Annotated in this window: 13 protein-coding genes and 3 pseudogenes; 11 read left to right on the forward strand and 5 right to left on the reverse strand. The window is 36.0% G+C overall.

The window, feature by feature from the left end:
• Positions 1 to 264: 264 nt before the first annotated feature.
• Genes AC0UMU_RS05095 through AC0UMU_RS05105 form a run of 3 tightly spaced genes read right to left on the reverse strand, consistent with a single transcriptional unit; the run spans position 265 to position 2,143 of the window.
• Positions 265 to 906 carry a hypothetical protein gene (locus AC0UMU_RS05095; RefSeq protein WP_022390661.1) on the reverse strand — a complete coding sequence of 214 codons (642 nt, stop codon included), beginning with the start codon at positions 904 to 906 and terminating at the stop codon, positions 265 to 267.
• Between the two features lie 11 nt (positions 907 to 917).
• Positions 918 to 1,757, reverse strand: a complete 840-nt coding sequence (nadC, locus tag AC0UMU_RS05100; RefSeq protein WP_009319227.1) for a carboxylating nicotinate-nucleotide diphosphorylase — start codon at positions 1,755 to 1,757, stop codon at positions 918 to 920.
• On the reverse strand, positions 1,757 to 2,143 hold the full coding sequence (locus AC0UMU_RS05105) for a DUF4783 domain-containing protein (protein ID WP_122337343.1): 387 nt from the start codon (positions 2,141 to 2,143) through the stop codon (positions 1,757 to 1,759). Before AC0UMU_RS05105 ends, nadC begins: the two co-directional genes overlap by 1 nt.
• 147 nt (positions 2,144 to 2,290) lie before the next feature.
• Between AC0UMU_RS05105 and rlmH the strand changes: the two genes are divergently transcribed.
• The 8 genes from rlmH to rlmB all read left to right on the forward strand — a co-directional run bounded on the left by rlmH (position 2,291) and on the right by rlmB (position 10,463).
• Positions 2,291 to 2,764, forward strand: a complete 474-nt coding sequence (gene rlmH / locus AC0UMU_RS05110) for a 23S rRNA (pseudouridine(1915)-N(3))-methyltransferase RlmH (RefSeq protein WP_009319229.1) — start codon at positions 2,291 to 2,293, stop codon at positions 2,762 to 2,764.
• Entirely contained in the window at positions 2,757 to 3,437 is a 681-nt protein-coding gene (locus AC0UMU_RS05115; RefSeq protein ID WP_278714509.1) for a DUF2490 domain-containing protein, read from the forward strand. The genes rlmH and AC0UMU_RS05115 overlap by 8 nt, the downstream gene beginning before the upstream one ends.
• 472 nt (positions 3,438 to 3,909) lie before the next feature.
• The gene (dnaN, locus tag AC0UMU_RS05120; RefSeq protein ID WP_009319231.1) at positions 3,910 to 5,037 is read left to right on the forward strand and encodes a DNA polymerase III subunit beta; all 1,128 of its coding nucleotides are present in this window, start codon (positions 3,910 to 3,912) and stop codon (positions 5,035 to 5,037) included.
• 16 nt (positions 5,038 to 5,053) lie between these two features.
• Positions 5,054 to 5,821, forward strand: a complete 768-nt coding sequence (locus tag AC0UMU_RS05125) for a 3'-5' exonuclease (protein ID WP_009319232.1) — start codon at positions 5,054 to 5,056, stop codon at positions 5,819 to 5,821.
• A 98-nt stretch (positions 5,822 to 5,919) separates the two neighbouring features.
• Positions 5,920 to 7,116: a bifunctional phosphopantothenoylcysteine decarboxylase/phosphopantothenate--cysteine ligase CoaBC gene (gene coaBC, locus AC0UMU_RS05130; RefSeq protein WP_278714511.1), complete on the forward strand. Its 1,197-nt coding sequence runs from the start codon at positions 5,920 to 5,922 to the stop codon at positions 7,114 to 7,116.
• A gap of 14 nt (positions 7,117 to 7,130) precedes the next feature.
• A complete protein-coding gene (porD, locus tag AC0UMU_RS05135; protein WP_009319234.1) occupies positions 7,131 to 8,033 on the forward strand; it encodes a type IX secretion system protein PorD in 903 nt (300 codons plus the stop codon).
• A 10-nt stretch (positions 8,034 to 8,043) separates the two neighbouring features.
• Entirely contained in the window at positions 8,044 to 9,702 is a 1,659-nt protein-coding gene (gene recN, locus AC0UMU_RS05140) for a DNA repair protein RecN (RefSeq protein ID WP_009319235.1), read from the forward strand.
• 14 nt (positions 9,703 to 9,716) lie between these two features.
• Positions 9,717 to 10,463, forward strand: coding sequence for a 23S rRNA (guanosine(2251)-2'-O)-methyltransferase RlmB (gene rlmB, locus AC0UMU_RS05145; RefSeq protein ID WP_022390658.1), 747 nt, complete (start codon positions 9,717 to 9,719; stop codon positions 10,461 to 10,463).
• 444 nt (positions 10,464 to 10,907) lie between these two features.
• Here the strand turns inward: rlmB and AC0UMU_RS05150 are convergent, their stop codons facing one another.
• Positions 10,908 to 12,257, reverse strand: coding sequence for a sigma-54-dependent transcriptional regulator (locus tag AC0UMU_RS05150; RefSeq protein WP_039928723.1), 1,350 nt, complete (start codon positions 12,255 to 12,257; stop codon positions 10,908 to 10,910).
• A gap of 241 nt (positions 12,258 to 12,498) precedes the next feature.
• Between AC0UMU_RS05150 and AC0UMU_RS05155 the strand changes: the two are divergent.
• Together AC0UMU_RS05155 and AC0UMU_RS05160 are read left to right on the forward strand one after the other, a co-directional pair.
• Positions 12,499 to 14,071: pseudogene (locus tag AC0UMU_RS05155) on the forward strand (ABC-F family ATP-binding cassette domain-containing protein); the annotation flags it as partial.
• 95 nt (positions 14,072 to 14,166) lie between these two features.
• Positions 14,167 to 14,385, forward strand: a pseudogene (locus AC0UMU_RS05160) (ABC transporter C-terminal domain-containing protein); the annotation flags it as partial.
• 118 nt (positions 14,386 to 14,503) lie between these two features.
• Here AC0UMU_RS05160 and AC0UMU_RS05165 read toward each other — a convergent pair.
• Positions 14,504 to 14,919, reverse strand: a pseudogene (locus tag AC0UMU_RS05165) (DUF1349 domain-containing protein).
• A gap of 265 nt (positions 14,920 to 15,184) precedes the next feature.
• On the opposite strand from AC0UMU_RS05165, the gene AC0UMU_RS05170 reads away from it, so the two are divergent.
• Positions 15,185 to 16,852: a C10 family peptidase gene (locus tag AC0UMU_RS05170; RefSeq protein ID WP_288641695.1), complete on the forward strand. Its 1,668-nt coding sequence runs from the start codon at positions 15,185 to 15,187 to the stop codon at positions 16,850 to 16,852.
• The last annotated feature ends 1 nt before the right edge of the window (position 16,853 follow it).

Consider the following 16,853-nt stretch of genomic DNA (forward strand, 5'->3'; position numbering starts at 1 on the left):
GTAGGTAGCCGCCGATTTTAGATAGGAAGGGGAGACGAGAAAAGATCGTCTCCCCCCTTTTTTTTGTCCCCCCCTCTTTCTCCCCTTTGTATCATCCTCTCCCTTGTCCGGGGGGGTGGGGAAAACTCTCCGCAGAGCAGGCCTCTCGGCAGTGAGAAATGACGGTATGCTTTCCCTATTGTCCTGTAAAATAAAAAAAGAGCCGTTTGTAAAGTAAACGGCTGTTCAGGCTAAATAAACAAAAACGATTAATTATTATTATTATTATTGTCTCTCTATTAATGAGTCTATTAAAGAGTAAATGATAGAATTTGACAGATTATCTTTTTGTTTATTATTTTTGAGTAGCTGCGGTTGAAATAAAAATTGATTGAATATTTTATTATTTTGTCGGATTTTATTGTCTTCAAAAAATTCTAATGCTTCACGGTTTATATAATAAATTAAGTTAGATGAAAAAGACGAATCACCTTTGTAAACTTTGTAATATTCATCTGTATATTCTACCGTATATGTTAAATTAGACATAAACGAAGGATCTCCTTTATAAATTTTATATCCTTCGTTTGTATATACCAATGCATAAATAAGGTTTGAAGAAAAATCTGTATCTCCTTTATAAATTCTGTAACCTTTATTATCTGCTTCTACTGCATAAATTAGATTTGAAGAAAAAGCGGAACTACCTTTAAATATTTTGTAATTTTTGTTGGAAAACTCAATTGTATAAACCAAATTTGAAGAGAAAGCCGGATTCCCTTTATAGATTTTATATTCGTTATCAGAGCTTTCGATCGTATATCCCGGGTAATGAAAAATAGGTTCTCTTCTTTTCCCTATCTCAGAGCAGAATATATTCCCAATTGTGCAAATACTAAAAATAAAGGAGATGATCAGTTTCTTCATAAAGTTTATTTTTAGCAGGCTTTAAAACTCATGTCTAACCCTTTGACAGAATGAGTTAATGCTCCTACTGATATAAAATCTACACCGCATTCTGCATAATCCCTAATCGTGTCGAAAGTAATTCCTCCGGATGATTCTGTTTCGTATTTTCCTCCGATTCGTTTTACAGCTTTACGCGTAAGTTCAGGAGTAAAGTTGTCTAACATGATACGATCTATGCCTCCGATACGCATAACTTCTTCGAGTTCGTCCATGTTGCGGACTTCGATTTCTATTTTCAGATCTTTTCCTTTTTCCTTCAAGTATTCTTTTGCACGTGTTATAGCTTTTTCTATGCCTCCGGCAAAGTCTATGTGATTATCTTTAAGTAAAATCATATCGAAAAGTCCGATTCTGTGGTTTACTCCACCTCCGATTTTTACAGCCGCTTTTTCGATCATGCGCAATCCCGGTGTTGTTTTACGAGTATCTAATATGCGGGTATGAAGACCTTCTAATCGTTTTACATATTTATTTGTAACGGTTGCTATTCCACTCATTCGCTGCATTACGTTCAACATTAGACGTTCGGTTTGCAGAAGGGATCTGACTTTTCCTTCTACAGTAAAGGCTATATCTCCCGGTTTAACAGCTGTTCCATCTTTGATAAATATTTCCATCTTTAGATTAGGATCGAAATCTTTAAAAATGCGTTGAGCCATCTCTACGCCAGCTAGAATGCCTTCTTCTTTGATTAGTAATTTAGATTTACCCATAGCGTTTTCTGGAATACAACACAAAGTTGTATGATCTCCATCGCCTATATCTTCGGCGAATGCCAATTTTATTAAATCATCAATTAATTTGTCCATTAGAAATTTTCTATTCTTAATTGGTTTATAATATATTTTTTATCTGTTATTTTCATTAAAATGTGTACTCTGAATTCATGATTGTCAGAGGTAAGTTTTCCGATCATGTATCCTGAGTTGTTTTGTTCGCTTTGGTGGATCGTTTTAAAATCTGTCGGTTTATTTTTAGAAAAGAATGCTGATAGTTTTTCTTTTGCTTTTGGACGAGGCAATTGTTGTTTTATGCCTGATATAGTTAGAAGTATTTTATCTTCCATGTATTTTTCGAGACATTGAACATCTCCGGTTTTAAAAGCTTTAGGAATATCATTCGGTATATTTTGAGACAGAGTAGTTCCCGTTATGATTAGACCGAAAATCAATAGTGTAATAACTTTTAGCTTCATAGCATTATTATTTTATGAGTTGTCAATCCTTAGAACTTTCTGTAAAATTTTATTACCTTTGCTCCCCAAAAAAAGGAAAATATCCGGATCGATTTTTATTACTTAAATGCAAATGTAAACAAAAAGCGGGAATATCATATCTATAAGATGAAAATACTCCTTTTAGTTGTCGGAAAAACTACTGAATCTTATTTTTCAGAAGCAATTAAAGAATATAGTGAGCGATTAAGGCACTATATCTCTTTTGATATGGAAGTAATACCTGATTTGAAAAATATGAAGAATTTGAGTTTTGACCAGCAGAAAGAGAAAGAGGCCGATCAGATTTTTAAATTTTTGCAATCGGGAGATTATTTGGTTTTATTAGACGAACGGGGTAAAGAATATTCTTCTGTGCAGTTTGCTGCTTATATTGAACGGAAAACACATGTAGTTCCTAAAAGACTTGTTTTTATTGTAGGTGGGCCATACGGTTTTTCCTCTCGTGTGTATAAGGCTGCTAATGAGAAAATATCACTTTCAAAAATGACTTTTTCGCATCAAATGATCCGGATGATATTTGTAGAACAACTTTATCGGGCTATGACTATATTGAATAATGAACCGTATCATCATGAATAGATTTGTTTGTTTTAGAATAACGTTAATAATAGTGTTTGTTGCTGTTTTTTTTAATCGTGTTTCTGCTGTAGAGTTTGATAGTGGGATGATGTTCGGCATCACTGTACAAAAGCAATTTACAAAACGATTTGGTGCGCAAGTGCAACAAAATTTGTGGATAAATCAGAATTTTACTCGTTATGAACGTTATATGCCTATTGTTGGTTTGCATTATTCTATATGGAAAAATTATTTGAAAGCTAATGTATATTATTACTATTTGAACCAGCAGTCCGAAACAGGATATCGAATACATCGGCAACGTTATCAATTAGGATTAAGCGGAGGATATACATTTACTCACTTGTCGGTATCTCTTTTGTCTCGTTTTGAGTCTACTTATACCAGAAATGCTTCTCGGAATCCTAATAATAAATGGCGTAATAGGGCACAATTCAGTTATATAATCGGTAGACAATGTAATTGGAAACCGTTTATTGCTGCAGAGGTATTTAATACTTTAAATCGTTTAGGTGGAAATGCTACTGAACGTGTATGGTATGAAATCGGAGCTGAGTGTAGTTTAGATAAGTCGATGTCTATAGAATTAAAGTTGCGTGAAGAACAAATGCTTTTGACTTCACCTGAGAAATTGAATACTTTTTTAGGTGTAGCTTATAAAGTAAGATTATGATATTTATTGTCTCTTTGTAATAAGAAAGTTACAGAAAATCGCATTTGGGAATTCTGTACTGTGAATTGATTGATTTTCGTAGTAACTTATAGTTGTTAGATATTTCGAAAATATTTTCCACTTTCATGCATGATAGGAAATTATTTTCAGGTGTAGCATATTGTGTGGGGATAATCATATGTGCCGACTTAGACAAGGTACGACAATAATTATTATGATAGTAGATAGGATTCCGATGAAAATTCAGAAATATTTCCGATCTAGTTTCATAGTAGAAAATTTATAAAAATCGATGCTAAACAAATGTAGTGAATAAATCTGATTTCTTTTTTTTCGTATGTCTTTTTTCAATTTAAGATAGAGCGATTTTCTAAAAAATGATTACATTTGTTCACTATAAAGAGAACTCCGTATTTGTGGAAAAATATTTTTCGGAGGGATTGAGAAGAAATAATAAATAAAATATAACATCATGAAATTTATTGTATCAAGCACAGCTTTATTATCTCATTTGCAAGCGATCAGTCGAGTGATAAATACAAAAAACTCTATGGCTATTCTTGATAATTTTTTATTTCGGCTCGAAGGTAATTCATTGACCATGACAGCATCGGATCAAGAAACCACTATGACTACCACAATAGAAGTTTTGGAAGCCGAAGGGCAAGGGTTATTTGCTGTTTCTGCAAAAATTTTGTTAGAACCGTTAAAAGAATTGCCCGATCAGCCTTTGACATTTGAAATCAATGATGAGAATTTGGAGATATTTTTGTATTTTCAAAATGGTAAGTATAATTTTATTGGTGTGAATGGCGATGAGTATCCTCAAAAATCTCCGTTGAGTGATACGGCAAAAACATTTTCTATCAGTTCACAGGTATTGTTGAATGGAATTAATCGCACGATATTTGCTACGGCTGATGATGAATTGCGTCCGATAATGAATGGTATCTGTATGGATATTCATCCTGAGGATATTGTTTTTGTAGCTTCAGATAGTCATAAGTTGGTTCGTTGTAAAAATGATTCGGTACAATCCGGAATCCAGGCATCGTTTATTCTTCCCAAAAAACCGGCAAATCTTTTAAAAAATATTTTACCCAAAGAAGCCGGAGATGTAACGGTCTCTTTTGATGATAAGAATGCATGCTTTACATTATCGAATTTTGTTTTGAATTGTCGTCTTATTGAAGGCCGTTACCCTAATTACGCATCGGTAATACCTCAAAATAATCCCAATAGATTGATTATCGACAGGGCTTTATTTACAAATGTATTGCGTCGTGTATCCGTATTTTCTAATCAGGCGAGTAATTTGGTGAAATTGCAGTTGAGTGAAAATCAGATTGTCGTTTCTGCTCAAGATATAGATTTTTCTACATCGGCAGAAGAAAGCATTTCTTGCAGTTATTCAGGAGACTCTATGGGTATCGGTTTTAAATCGGTATATCTTATTGAGATATTAAATAATATCTCTTCTCAGGAAGTCTCTATAGAACTTTCTGATCCTTCGCGTGCGGGGCTTATTTTGCCAATAGAGAATCAGGCTAATGAAGATTTGTTGATGTTACTGATGCCTATGATGTTGACCGATTTTTAAACAAATAAGAAATTAAATGCAGCTGAATCTTAAAAATCCGATTGTTTTTTTTGATTTGGAAACAACCGGAGTTAATATTGCCACCGATAGAATTGTCGAAATAAGTTATTTAAAAGTATATCCTAACGGGAAAGAAGAGTGTAAAACATTGCGGATTAATCCGGGAATACCTATTCCTCCTGAATCGACAGCCGTTCATGGAATAAGTGATGCTGATGTTGCAAATTGTCCGACATTTAAAGAAGTTGCAAAAACGATCGCTCGTGAAATTGAGGGGTGCGATTTGGCTGGTTATAATTCGAACCGTTTCGATATACCTCTTTTGGTCGAAGAGCTATTGCGTGCAGGGGTCGATATTGATCTTTCAAAGCGAAAGATGATCGATGTACAGACTATTTTCCATAAAATGGAGCAACGTACGTTGTCAGCAGCTTATAAGTTCTATTGTGATAAAGATTTAAATGATGCTCATACGGCAGAGGCTGATACACGGGCTACTTATGAAGTTTTGAAGTCACAACTTGATCGTTATGAGAATTTACCTAATGATGTAGCTGCACTTGCAGAATTTTCGACTCATAATAAAAATGTCGATTTTGCCGGTCGTATAGTGTATAACGATAAAGGTGAGGAGGTCTTTAATTTTGGAAAATATAAAGGACGTTCTGTTGCCGAAGTTTTTAAAACGGATATCGGATATTATGGCTGGATGATGCAGGGTGATTTTACTTTGAATACTAAAAATGTGATTACTAGCATCAAATTGAGAGCCTTTAATAAATAAGATTGTTAAGCCCGGTATTTTTTTCTACCAATAATTGGCGTGAAGAGAATATTGGGGCTTTTTATATAAGATTTTTTCTGATAAAGATTATTTTGGAGATGAGAGGAAAAAAAATTATATTGGGTATAACCGGAAGTATTGCAGCATATAAAGCCGCATATTTGGTGCGTGCATTTATAAAGAAGGGAGCGGAAGTTCAGGTCGTGATAACACCGGCAGGAAAGGAGTTCATTACTCCGGTTACGCTGTCGGCATTAACGGGTAAACCGGTAGTAAGTGAATTTTTTACGGCAAATGACGGTACTTGGCATAGCCATGTCGATTTGGGGTTATGGGCTGATGCGATGGTTATTGCACCGGCAACGGCAAGCACGATCGGAAAGATGGCAAATGGAATTGCCGACAATATGCTGATAACGACTTATCTTTCTGCGAAAGCTCCTGTATTTATCGCTCCAGCTATGGATCTTGATATGTTTGCTCATCCGTCCACTCAGTATAATCTTGATTTACTACGTTCGTATGGCAATCATATAATAGAACCCGGAGTTGGAGAATTAGCAAGTCATCTTGAAGGGAAAGGTCGGATGGAAGAACCGGATAAGATTGTTGCAATTATTGAAAACTTTTTTTCTGTCCAGCAAGAGTTGGCAGGAAAAAAAATTATAATAACTGCCGGGCCAACATATGAAAAGATCGATCCTGTACGTTTTATAGGTAACTACTCTTCTGGAAAGATGGGTTTTGCTTTAGCCGAAGAGTGTGCAGCAAGGGGGGCAGAAGTTACTTTGATAGCAGGTCCGGTCTCTTTAAAAGCATATCATTCTTCGATCCGTAGAATTGATGTTGAATCTGCTCGGGAAATGTATGATGTCGCATTAAGAGAATATCCCGGTGCTGATGCTGCGATAATGTGTGCGGCCGTTGCCGATTATGCTCCAGATCATTGTAGTGATATAAAGATAAAACGTTCGGGAGATGATATAGTCTTACGTTTGCAGCCAAATCCGGACATTGCGGCTGCTTTAGGAAAGATAAAGCGTCAGAATCAAGTGTTGGCGGGTTTTGCTTTGGAGACTGATAATGAAGAAGAGCATGCACGGTTGAAGATGAAGCGGAAGAATTTAGATTTTATTGTTTTGAATTCATTGAAGGATGCCGGAGCAGGATTTCGATGCGATACGAATAAAGTTACGATATTAACAAGAGACGGGGAAAAAATTCCGTTTGAAGTTAAGCCTAAAAAAGAAGTGGCATCCGATATAATATCGGTTTTATCCGGATATATGAAATAACAGGAGAATAAAGAATGAAACGAGTATCTTTTTTTATCATGTGTTTTTTACTTTTGTCGTCTTTTTTGTCGGCACAAGAATTAAATTGTCGGGTACAAGTCAACAGCGATAAAATACAAGGTACCAATAAGCAGGTTTTTACTACGTTAGAACAAGCTATTTCGGAATATATTAATAATCGGAAATGGAGTAATGCTCAAATTTCTAATAACGAGCGTATCGAATGTACTTTTTTGCTTACAGTAAATGAAGTGGAAGATAATCGGTATAAATGCGATTTGCAAGTGCAATCGAGACGTCCGGTTTATAATGCGTCCTATTCTACGGCAATGCTTAATTTCAGGGATACGGAATTTGAATTTAATTATCAAGAGTATGAACCTTTGGTATATAATGAAAATACATTAGAGAGCAATCTTACTGCAGTGATAGATTTTTATGTGTATATGATTCTGGGATTGGATTTTGACAGTTTCTCTCCTGAAGGAGGAACGGTGTTTTTCCAAAAGGCGGAAAAAATTGTAGCGATGGGACAATCTTCTATGGAAATCGGATGGAAAGCTTTTGAGAGTAATCGTAATCGTCATGCTTTAATGTCGGCTTTTATTGAACCTCGAACTGCATTATTCCGCCAATTGTGGTACACATATCATCGGAAAGGCCTGGACGAGATGACTGTCAGTGCGGATAAGGGGCGAGCTAAAATAACAGAGGCTATCAATCAATTGAAAGAGGTTCGTTCCGAATCTTCTACTTCGGTGGTATTGCCTATATTCAGCGACAGCAAGTTGGATGAAGTAATTAATATATATTCTAAAGCCCCACAGCAAGAAAAAGAAGATATTTATAAAATTTTGATAGGTATATATCCTACCGAAAACAGTCGTTTGAAAGCAATTCGCGAGGAAAGTCGCTAATAGAATAACTATGATTCGAAAATTGTCTATTCGCAATTATGCACTCATTGATGCATTAGATATTGATTTTTATTCCGGTTTTTCAGTTGTTACGGGAGAAACAGGGGCTGGTAAATCAATTATTTTAGGAGCTCTTTCTCTTCTATTGGGGCAAAGAGCAGATAGTAAAGCTGTAAAATCTGGGGCGACAAAGGCGGTTATCGAAGGCTTCTTCGATATTTCTGCCTATTCATTACGATCGTTTTTTGAATATAATGATTTGGAATATGATCCAGAAAATTGTATTTTAAGACGTGAGATGCAGGCGTCAGGAAAGTCGAGGGCATTTATTAATGATACTCCGGTGTCTTTGGCTCAGCTTAAAGAATTGGGGGATCAATTGGTCGATATCCATTCTCAGCATCAAAACTTGCTTTTAGGAGATGGTCGTTTTCAGATGAAGGTTATTGATGTGTTAGCTCATAATGACCAAATTTTGAGCGATTATCATAAGGAATATAAAAAATATAAGTTACTTATTAAAGACCTTGAACGGCTAAAGATTGAGAATGAGAATAACCGTCAGGAAGAGGATTATATTCGTTTTCAGTTAGAACAGCTTCAGGAAATTGCTTTGGTTGACGGGGAGCAAGAAACTCTTGAGCAGGAACAGGAGATGCTTACACATGCCGAAGAAATTAAAAGCGAATTATATACTTTGTCCGGATATTTCGAATCGGAGAATATCGGAGGGCTTTCTTTAATGAAGAATATTCTTTCCGGTGTGCGCTCCTTACACCGGATTTATCCGTCTGTTGAGTCTCTTCAAAATCGTTTAGAGACACTCTATATAGAATTTAAGGATATTGCTGAAGATATAGAAACCCGATTAGAGTCTGTTTCTATTGATCCGGAAAGATTAGCAGAGGTGGAGGAGAGATTAGATGCCATTTATCGGTTACAGCAAAAGCATCGTGTTCAGACTGTTTCAGAGTTATTGGAAATTCAACGAAAGCTGGCGGCTAAACTTGAAATGATCGATAGTTCTGATGAGGCGATAAATTTGTTGGAGCAAAAGATTGCCGGACAAAAGGATGTGCTATGCCGTATGGCAGGCGAATTATCGCAAAAGCGTGCTGATGCAGCCTTGTGCTTTTCTAAAATGCTGGTTTCAGCGGCGACTCCTCTCGGAATGCCAAATCTTCGTTTTGAGGTTTTTTTTAGGACTAAAGAAGATTTAGACGAAAATGGGGCAGAGCAAGTGCAATTTTTGTTTTCTGCAAATAAAAATCAATCTTTACAGCCTGTTGCCGAAGTTGCTTCAGGAGGTGAGATTTCGCGATTGATGCTGTGTATAAAGTCGTTGATTGCAGGAGCTGTAGCATTGCCTACTATTATATTCGATGAGGTGGATACCGGCGTATCGGGAGAAATTGCCGATAAAATGGGTGTTATTATGAAAAATATGGCATGTTATATGCAAGTAATCAGTATAACACATTTGCCTCAGGTTGCGTCTAAAGGTTCATTTCATTATCGGGTATATAAATCGGATACCGATTTGGATACGGTAACCCGAATCGATTGTTTATCGGAAGAGGAGCGAATTGAGGAAATTGCCCGTATGTTGAGTGGAGTCGAATTGACTGATGCTGCTTTATCTAACGCACGTGAATTGTTACGTAAATAAAAAAGAATTAAAGAATGGAAAGAAATGAAATGATCTTTGGTATTCGAGCGGTAATTGAAGCTGTTGAGGCCGGAAAGGATATAGATAAAATATTAATAAAAAAAGATTTGCAGAGTGATTTGGCTCAAGAGCTTTTTGCTGCTGTCAGAGGACGTAATATCGTGGTACAAAAAGTGCCGATTGAGAAAATTAACCGGATGAGCCGCAAAAATCATCAAGGTGTTCTTGCGTTTATTTCTGCCGTAACTTATCAGCATCTCGATGACATTGTTCCTGGATTGTATGAAGAGGGAAAAAATCCCTTTATTATCTTGCTCGATGGTATAACGGATGTCCGAAATTTCGGTGCTATTGCCCGAACTTGTGAATGTGCCGGAGTGAATGCGATTGTGATACCGGAGAGAGGAAGTGTCTCAGTCAATGCCGATGCAGTGAAAACTTCGGCCGGAGCATTGCTCCATTTGCCGGTTTGTCGTGAATCATCCGTTTTTGAAGCAGTACGATTTTTAAAAAATAGTGGATTTAGAACCATAGCGGCTTCTGAAAAGGCTGTAGTCAATTATACAGATATTGATTATACAGTACCGGTAGCTATTGTAATGGGAGCAGAAGATACAGGAGTTTCTAAAGAGGTGTTGCGTTTGTGTGACGATATGGTTGCTCTTCCTCAAATGGGAGTTATAGGGTCGTTAAATGTTTCAGTGGCAGCAGGAGTTATGATGTATGAAGTCGTACGTCAACGAATGGGGAATTGTAAATAGATATTTATTAAAGAATAAGCACAGCGCGACGCTCATTTTGGGCGTCGCGCTGTGCTTATTCTTTACTTAGGTAAAGATCCTGTCTTTTTTATATAATAAAATATATGGTGAAAGAGAGGGCTGAGAGTTTTTACTCTCGGCAAGACTATACATCCCCGACCGAATGTTTAGGAGCCTTGCAATCGTAACGGATAGTGTCGGCGTTTTTTGTGTGTTTTAGGTATTTAGAAGGATAACAAGATTGGTAAGAAGGTAACTCTTGACCTTCTACTTATATTCCATCTTTGCAAAGGTAGGCTTTTTCTTTAAACTTCCTTCTTGAAAGAGAGAAAAGTTTTGTCCAAATAGTTGATTTATATATAATATATGTTAAATTCATAATAAAACGATAGATAAGTGTAAAATATACAATCAATTTACACTTTCCATTATTGATAATGGAGACTATTCGAGCCCGTATAATTTCAATTTGTTATATAAAGTTTTTCTGTCTATTTGAAGTAGCCGTGCAGCTTTGGATTTATTATTTCCTGTTTTTTCTAATGCTTCTTTTATTAAGATCTTTTCTGTTGTTTCATTTCGTAATGGCATTGCTGTTTTGGTTTCCGAATGTTCGTATATTTCCGGTGGAAGTTCAGATAAAGAAATATAGTCTGTCGATGCAAGTAGAGCTGCCCGTTTTATAACGTTTTTCATCTGGCGTAGATTTCCCGGCCAACTGTATTGTAAAAAGATAGCAGAACATTCGGAAGTAAACCCTATTACATGTTTCCCCAATTCTTGATTTGCCTGATCTAAGAATAGATCAGCAAATAAAAGAATATCATCTTGGCGTTCTTTCAATGTCGGGATACGCAAAGTAAATTCGTTGATCCTGTGATATAGATCTTCTCTGAAATTACCTTTATTAATAGCCTCTTCTAAATTTTCGTTCGTTGCTGTAACCAAACGTATATCGACTGTTATTTCTTGATTACTACCTATCGGTTTTATTTTTCTTTCTTGTAACGCCCGTAGGAGTTGTACTTGCACTTCATAACTAAGATTTCCGATTTCATCCAAAAACAGAGTACCACCTTGTGCGGCTACAAAAGCTCCTGTTTTATCAGTTAAAGCTCCGGTAAAAGATCCTTTGACATGTCCGAAAAATTCAGATGCAGCCAATTCTCGAGGTATAGCTCCACAATCGATCGCAATGAACGGTTTATCCTTGCGCTTACTTAGTTGGTGTATTTCTTGTGCAATATGTTCTTTCCCTGTGCCGCTTGCTCCGTTTACAAGAACAGACATGTCAGTCGGAGCTACCAGACGAATATATTCGTATAATTGACGAGCCTGCTCGCTTTTCCCTTCCATGAATCGTGGAGGGGCAGGAGCTTTAGCTGAAGATTCATTTTGATGGTTATTGACCGAAGATAATTCTGTTTTTTGCTGTAATAACTCGTTTATTTTGATTAGTAATGCTTCTGGATTAAAAGGTTTGGCAATATAATCTGATGCTCCTGATTTCATTGCCAGCACCGCCGATTGTATATCTGCATAACTCGTCATTATGATAAAAGGGGGGACGGGAAAATTTTGCTTTTTTAGCCAAGCTAGCAGCATTATTCCTTCTTGATCCGGTAATCGGAGGTCAGATAGTATTAGATCGAACTCTCCTTTGGATAATTGTTTCTGAGCATCAGCCACATTTCCGGTATGAGTTACATCGAAACCTTTGCGAGAAAGCCATGTTTTCAGCATTAGAGCAAATGTTATGTCATCCTCGATAATTAATATTTTCCTTTTATTCATGAAATCTATTAGTAAGTCTGTTACAAAAATAAAGGATTTTAGGAAATTTGTTTTGTTCGATCATACTTTTTTCACCTATATTATATATTGATAATCTGTCAGAATTTTCTGATAAAGTAATCTGGTCGGTTCTTTTTTTGCATTTTCTTCCGACCTGTTGTTTTAAATATAACTTCGAACAAATCTCCAGAATATGTCGAATAATGATTACCTTTATCCCATTAAAAGAAGATTGAGAAGAATGATAAGTTTTTTACAGGTAGAAGGATTGACTAAATCTTTTGGAGATTTGGTATTGTTCGAGAATCTCACTTTCGGGATTTTTGAAGGGGATCGTATCGGTTTGATTGCGAAAAACGGAACGGGAAAGACTACGTTATTGAATATCATTACGGGAAAAGAAGATTATGACTCCGGTAATGTTGTCTATCGTAGGGATTTGCGTATCGGTTATCTACCTCAAGATCCTCATTTTCCCGAAGGTATAACAGTTCTCGAAGCCTGTTTTCATAGCGATAGTGAGGTTGTGGGTGTTATATCGGCATACGAAGAAGCTTTGATATCGGGAGATTCCGGTCGTATAGAAGAATTGGTAGAACAGATGGACCACCTGAAAGCGTGGGACTATGAATACAGGGCAAAACAAATTCTTTCGCAACTGAAAATTAATAATTTTGATCAGAAGATAGAACATTTGTCGGGAGGACAGCTAAAAAGGGTGGCTTTGGCAAATGTTCTTATTTCAGAGCCTCAGCTGTTAATTTTGGATGAACCGACCAATCATCTCGATTTGGAAATGACAGAATGGCTCGAAGAATATTTGAAGCGTAATAACATTACTCTGCTGATGGTTACTCACGACCGTTATTTTTTGGATCGAGTTTGTAGTTCGATTATGGAGATTGACAAACGGTCTTTATACTCATATAATGGTAATTATAGTTATTATTTGGAGAAAAGGCAAGAACGTATCGATGCGCAGAATGCAGAGGTTGCCCGTGCGAATAATCTGTTGCGAACCGAACTTGACTGGATGCGTCGTCAGCCTCAAGCTCGGGGTTCCAAAGCTAAATATCGTATAGATGCTTTTTATGAACTTGAAAAGAAAGCCAAACAGGAGCATGATACTGGAAATGTCAAACTCGATGTAAAGTCATCTTATATCGGATCGAAAATATTTGAAGCAAAGCATCTTTCAAAACGATTTGGAGATGTGAAAATCTTGGAAGATTTCAATTATATTTTTGCCCGTTATGAAAAAATGGGTATTATCGGAAATAACGGAGCGGGAAAGTCTTCGTTTATTAAAATGCTGATGGGACAATTGCAACCTGATAGTGGAGAAATAGAAATTGGGGAGACTGTACGTTTTGGTTATTACAGTCAAGACGGGTTGCAGTTTGACGAGCAGATGAAAGTAATAGATGCCGTACGCAATATAGCAGAAGAAATATCATTGGGAGATGGGCGACGTTTATCTGCATCTCAGTTTTTACAACATTTTCTTTTTACACCCGAAACGCAATACAACTATATCTATAAATTGAGTGGGGGAGAGAAAAGGAGACTTTATCTCTGCACGGTGTTGATCAACAATCCCAATTTTTTAGTTTTGGACGAGCCGACAAATGATCTTGATATTGTTACCTTGAACATTCTTGAGGAATATCTCAGATCGTTTAAAGGATGTGTTATTGTAGTTTCCCATGATCGTTATTTTATGGATAAGGTTGTCGATCACCTGATGGTTTTTAAAGGTAATGGAGAACTAAAGGATTTTCCGGGAAATTATAGTGATTATAGAGAATGGAAGAATTTAATGGAGGAACAAAAAAAACTGGAAGTTTCCGAGAAAAATAAAAAAACGAAGAATGAAGCGAAGCAAATACGTGAAGTAACGACGACATCGAAGCGTCGTCTATCTTTTAAGGAAAAAAGGGAATTTGAGGAGCTGGAAATATTGATTCCCCGATTGGAAGAGAAAAAATCGAATCTTGAAGTAGAACTTAGTTCAGGGACTCTTTCTAATGATGAATTGTTAGAAAAATCGAAAAGAATTAGTGTACTTATCGATGAGATCGATGAGAAAACAATGCGTTGGCTTGAACTGAGTGAGATAGAAAGTTAAGCAAATATTAAAATGACAACCGTTATTATTATAGGAATAATAACGGCTGCTTTTATTTATTCCCGATGTTTAAATTTTCTGGAAAAGAAATTTAAGCAGGCTCATGTCAGAGATGGTTTTATTTGTTATTTTCCAACCATTTTAAACGACGTTGGTCGGGTAGATGCTTTACTTTAAAATATTCGAATTTTGCATCGAAGCCGTTTCCGTCCGGACTGGCGGCCATTAATCCGACCATGACAGGAGTATTATCTTGTAAATGAGCGTTCCTCATCATCGTATAAGTTTTATTGTCATACGAATAGAATATTTCTACAGCGTCGAGGCGTCTGACGGCTTTTATCCACACAAAATCCGGTGTTTTAACACTCCAATCACTTGTTTTATGTGTTACTACAGTACTTAAATTGAATTATCTTTTATTTCCCATTTTTCAGGTTCGTTGAACCATTGCATTTTTTCTAAACTTTGAGTGTATGTGCTTTGGAATATTCCTAAAACCAAGATGTCTGATTTTTTTTGTTTATTTAATATTTAAGGTGTGTTTTTATTATTATATTAAAAAAATAAATGGAGCTAAAAATTTACCTTTGAGATATTTGCAAATATAGAAGTTGATAAATTCGGAGTCAATGTGATTAATTATATTTAATAAAATATCATTAGTTGGCCTTTGGGTAGAGGAACGGACCAGTCATTTCTTTTAATGGGATGATGTATTATCTTGAATTATTCTTAAAATGGAATATAATAATCTATAGTAAAAGTGTAGAGGAAGTCTTTATTTTATGGGTTTAATATGAAAAGAATTTTTATTGTGGTTTTATTGCTATTGGGTGTTAATAGTATATTTGGGATAGAACGGACTTTGTCTCAAAAACAAAAGGTTGCAGCGGCTATACTTGCACGGTCTGAAATGAAAGTTAAAGCTGTATCGGATATAATACCTGTGAAGATGATGGATGCTCTTACGATTATGGGATATTCGGATGAAAAAGGTTTTGTGGTTGTAGCCAATGATGATGCTTATGATGCTGTTTTGGGGTATTCATTTTCTATGTTTTCTGAGAAAATTCCTGAAGGTCTTGATTGGTGGCTGAAAACCGTAAATGCATTATTAGCAAATAATACAAAACAGAAAACAAATGTTGAAAAATTTTTTCGAGAAAAAAGTTCTGTTAGTGCTGTTTCTTATTTGATGAGTAGTACATGGAGTCAACGTGAGCCTTTTAATGAAAAATGTCCCCTTTCATCTATATCGGAAAATATGCCTTCAGGTTGTGTTGCAACAGCTATGTCACAAATTATGTATTATCATAAATGGCCTGAGAAGGGTATAGGAACAAATGAGTATGAATGGATTCGTGATGATGGACAACAGTTATTGTTGAGGGCGGACTTTGGGAATACTCATTACGAATGGAATCAAATGTTGGATCATTATAATGATTATACTGATATTCAGGCAGATATTATTGCTACATTGGCTTTTCATTGTGGTGTCGCTGTAAATATGAATTATTCTCAAAGCGGAAGTGGTGCGGATTTGAAGAATGCTTGTACGGCTTTGTATAAGTATTTTGGGTATAGTGAAAATGCGCAAATGCGATGGAGAGCATATTATAGTGTGGATGAATGGATGGAACTTATTCGACAAGAATTGAATTCTGGAAGACCAATATTGTATGCAGGACAAACTGAAGATTATTCGGCTCATGCCTTTGTTATTGACGGGTATGATGAGAACGGCATGGTGCATGTAAATTGGGGGTGGGGTGGAGATTATGACGGTATGTATAATATAAAGTTGCTTGATCCGGTGTCGGATAAGTCTTATAGTGTAGGGCAGTATATGGTTATCGGTATTGCAAAACCTTCGGAAGGGAACATTCCTTATTATAGTGAACTTGCGAATAGTAGTGGGTTTAGTGGCTTTAATATATATGGTAAATATATAGATTCGGATGTTTCACCTATGGCTTGCAATGAATCGGATAGAACCGTTTTTGGAAAATTTGCTGTACTGATCGAAGGTGAAGGGTACTTTGGAGAATTGAAAACAGAGGATTATTCACAGGGGATTGAACCTGGAAAGGTTGCAATTTTTAGATTATATACAAAATTGCCGGATGATTTGCCGGATGGAACATATAGAATTTATACGGCATTTCTTGAAAATGGTGAGAGTGAATGGAAAGAAATACGTTATACTCCGGGATTGGCAAATGGATGTATGTTGACAAAGCGTGCAGGAGAGTTTGTCTTAGAAGAAATTATTTCTGGTATAGATTCTGTAAATTATTCTGACATAAAAACAGGAAATATAACTCGAGTTTATGATATAAACGGTAAAGAGATTTATTCTATACCGGCAGCATCTTTTAATAAAGATAATGTTCCCGGATATGGAATATTTATTGTTAAGACTGGTAGTAATGTCGAAAAAATAATTAAACTGAAAAAATAAT

The sequence above is a fragment of the Coprobacter fastidiosus genome (assembly GCF_982245605.1).

Bases quoted from the DNA above. Each gene is read 5' to 3' on its own strand.
- AC0UMU_RS05095 (WP_022390661.1), bottom strand. From the start codon at position 906: ATGAAGAAACTGATCATCTCCTTTATTTTTAGTATTTGCACAATTGGG.
- nadC (WP_009319227.1), bottom strand. From the start codon at position 1,757: ATGGACAAATTAATTGATGATTTAATAAAATTGGCATTCGCCGAAGAT.
- AC0UMU_RS05105 (WP_122337343.1), bottom strand. From the start codon at position 2,143: ATGAAGCTAAAAGTTATTACACTATTGATTTTCGGTCTAATCATAACG.
- rlmH (WP_009319229.1), top strand. From the start codon at position 2,291: ATGAAAATACTCCTTTTAGTTGTCGGAAAAACTACTGAATCTTATTTT.
- AC0UMU_RS05115 (WP_278714509.1), top strand. From the start codon at position 2,757: ATGAATAGATTTGTTTGTTTTAGAATAACGTTAATAATAGTGTTTGTT.
- dnaN (WP_009319231.1), top strand. From the start codon at position 3,910: ATGAAATTTATTGTATCAAGCACAGCTTTATTATCTCATTTGCAAGCG.
- AC0UMU_RS05125 (WP_009319232.1), top strand. From the start codon at position 5,054: ATGCAGCTGAATCTTAAAAATCCGATTGTTTTTTTTGATTTGGAAACA.
- coaBC (WP_278714511.1), top strand. From the start codon at position 5,920: ATGAGAGGAAAAAAAATTATATTGGGTATAACCGGAAGTATTGCAGCA.
- porD (WP_009319234.1), top strand. From the start codon at position 7,131: ATGAAACGAGTATCTTTTTTTATCATGTGTTTTTTACTTTTGTCGTCT.
- recN (WP_009319235.1), top strand. From the start codon at position 8,044: ATGATTCGAAAATTGTCTATTCGCAATTATGCACTCATTGATGCATTA.
- rlmB (WP_022390658.1), top strand. From the start codon at position 9,717: ATGGAAAGAAATGAAATGATCTTTGGTATTCGAGCGGTAATTGAAGCT.
- AC0UMU_RS05150 (WP_039928723.1), bottom strand. From the start codon at position 12,257: ATGAATAAAAGGAAAATATTAATTATCGAGGATGACATAACATTTGCT.
- AC0UMU_RS05170 (WP_288641695.1), top strand. From the start codon at position 15,185: ATGAAAAGAATTTTTATTGTGGTTTTATTGCTATTGGGTGTTAATAGT.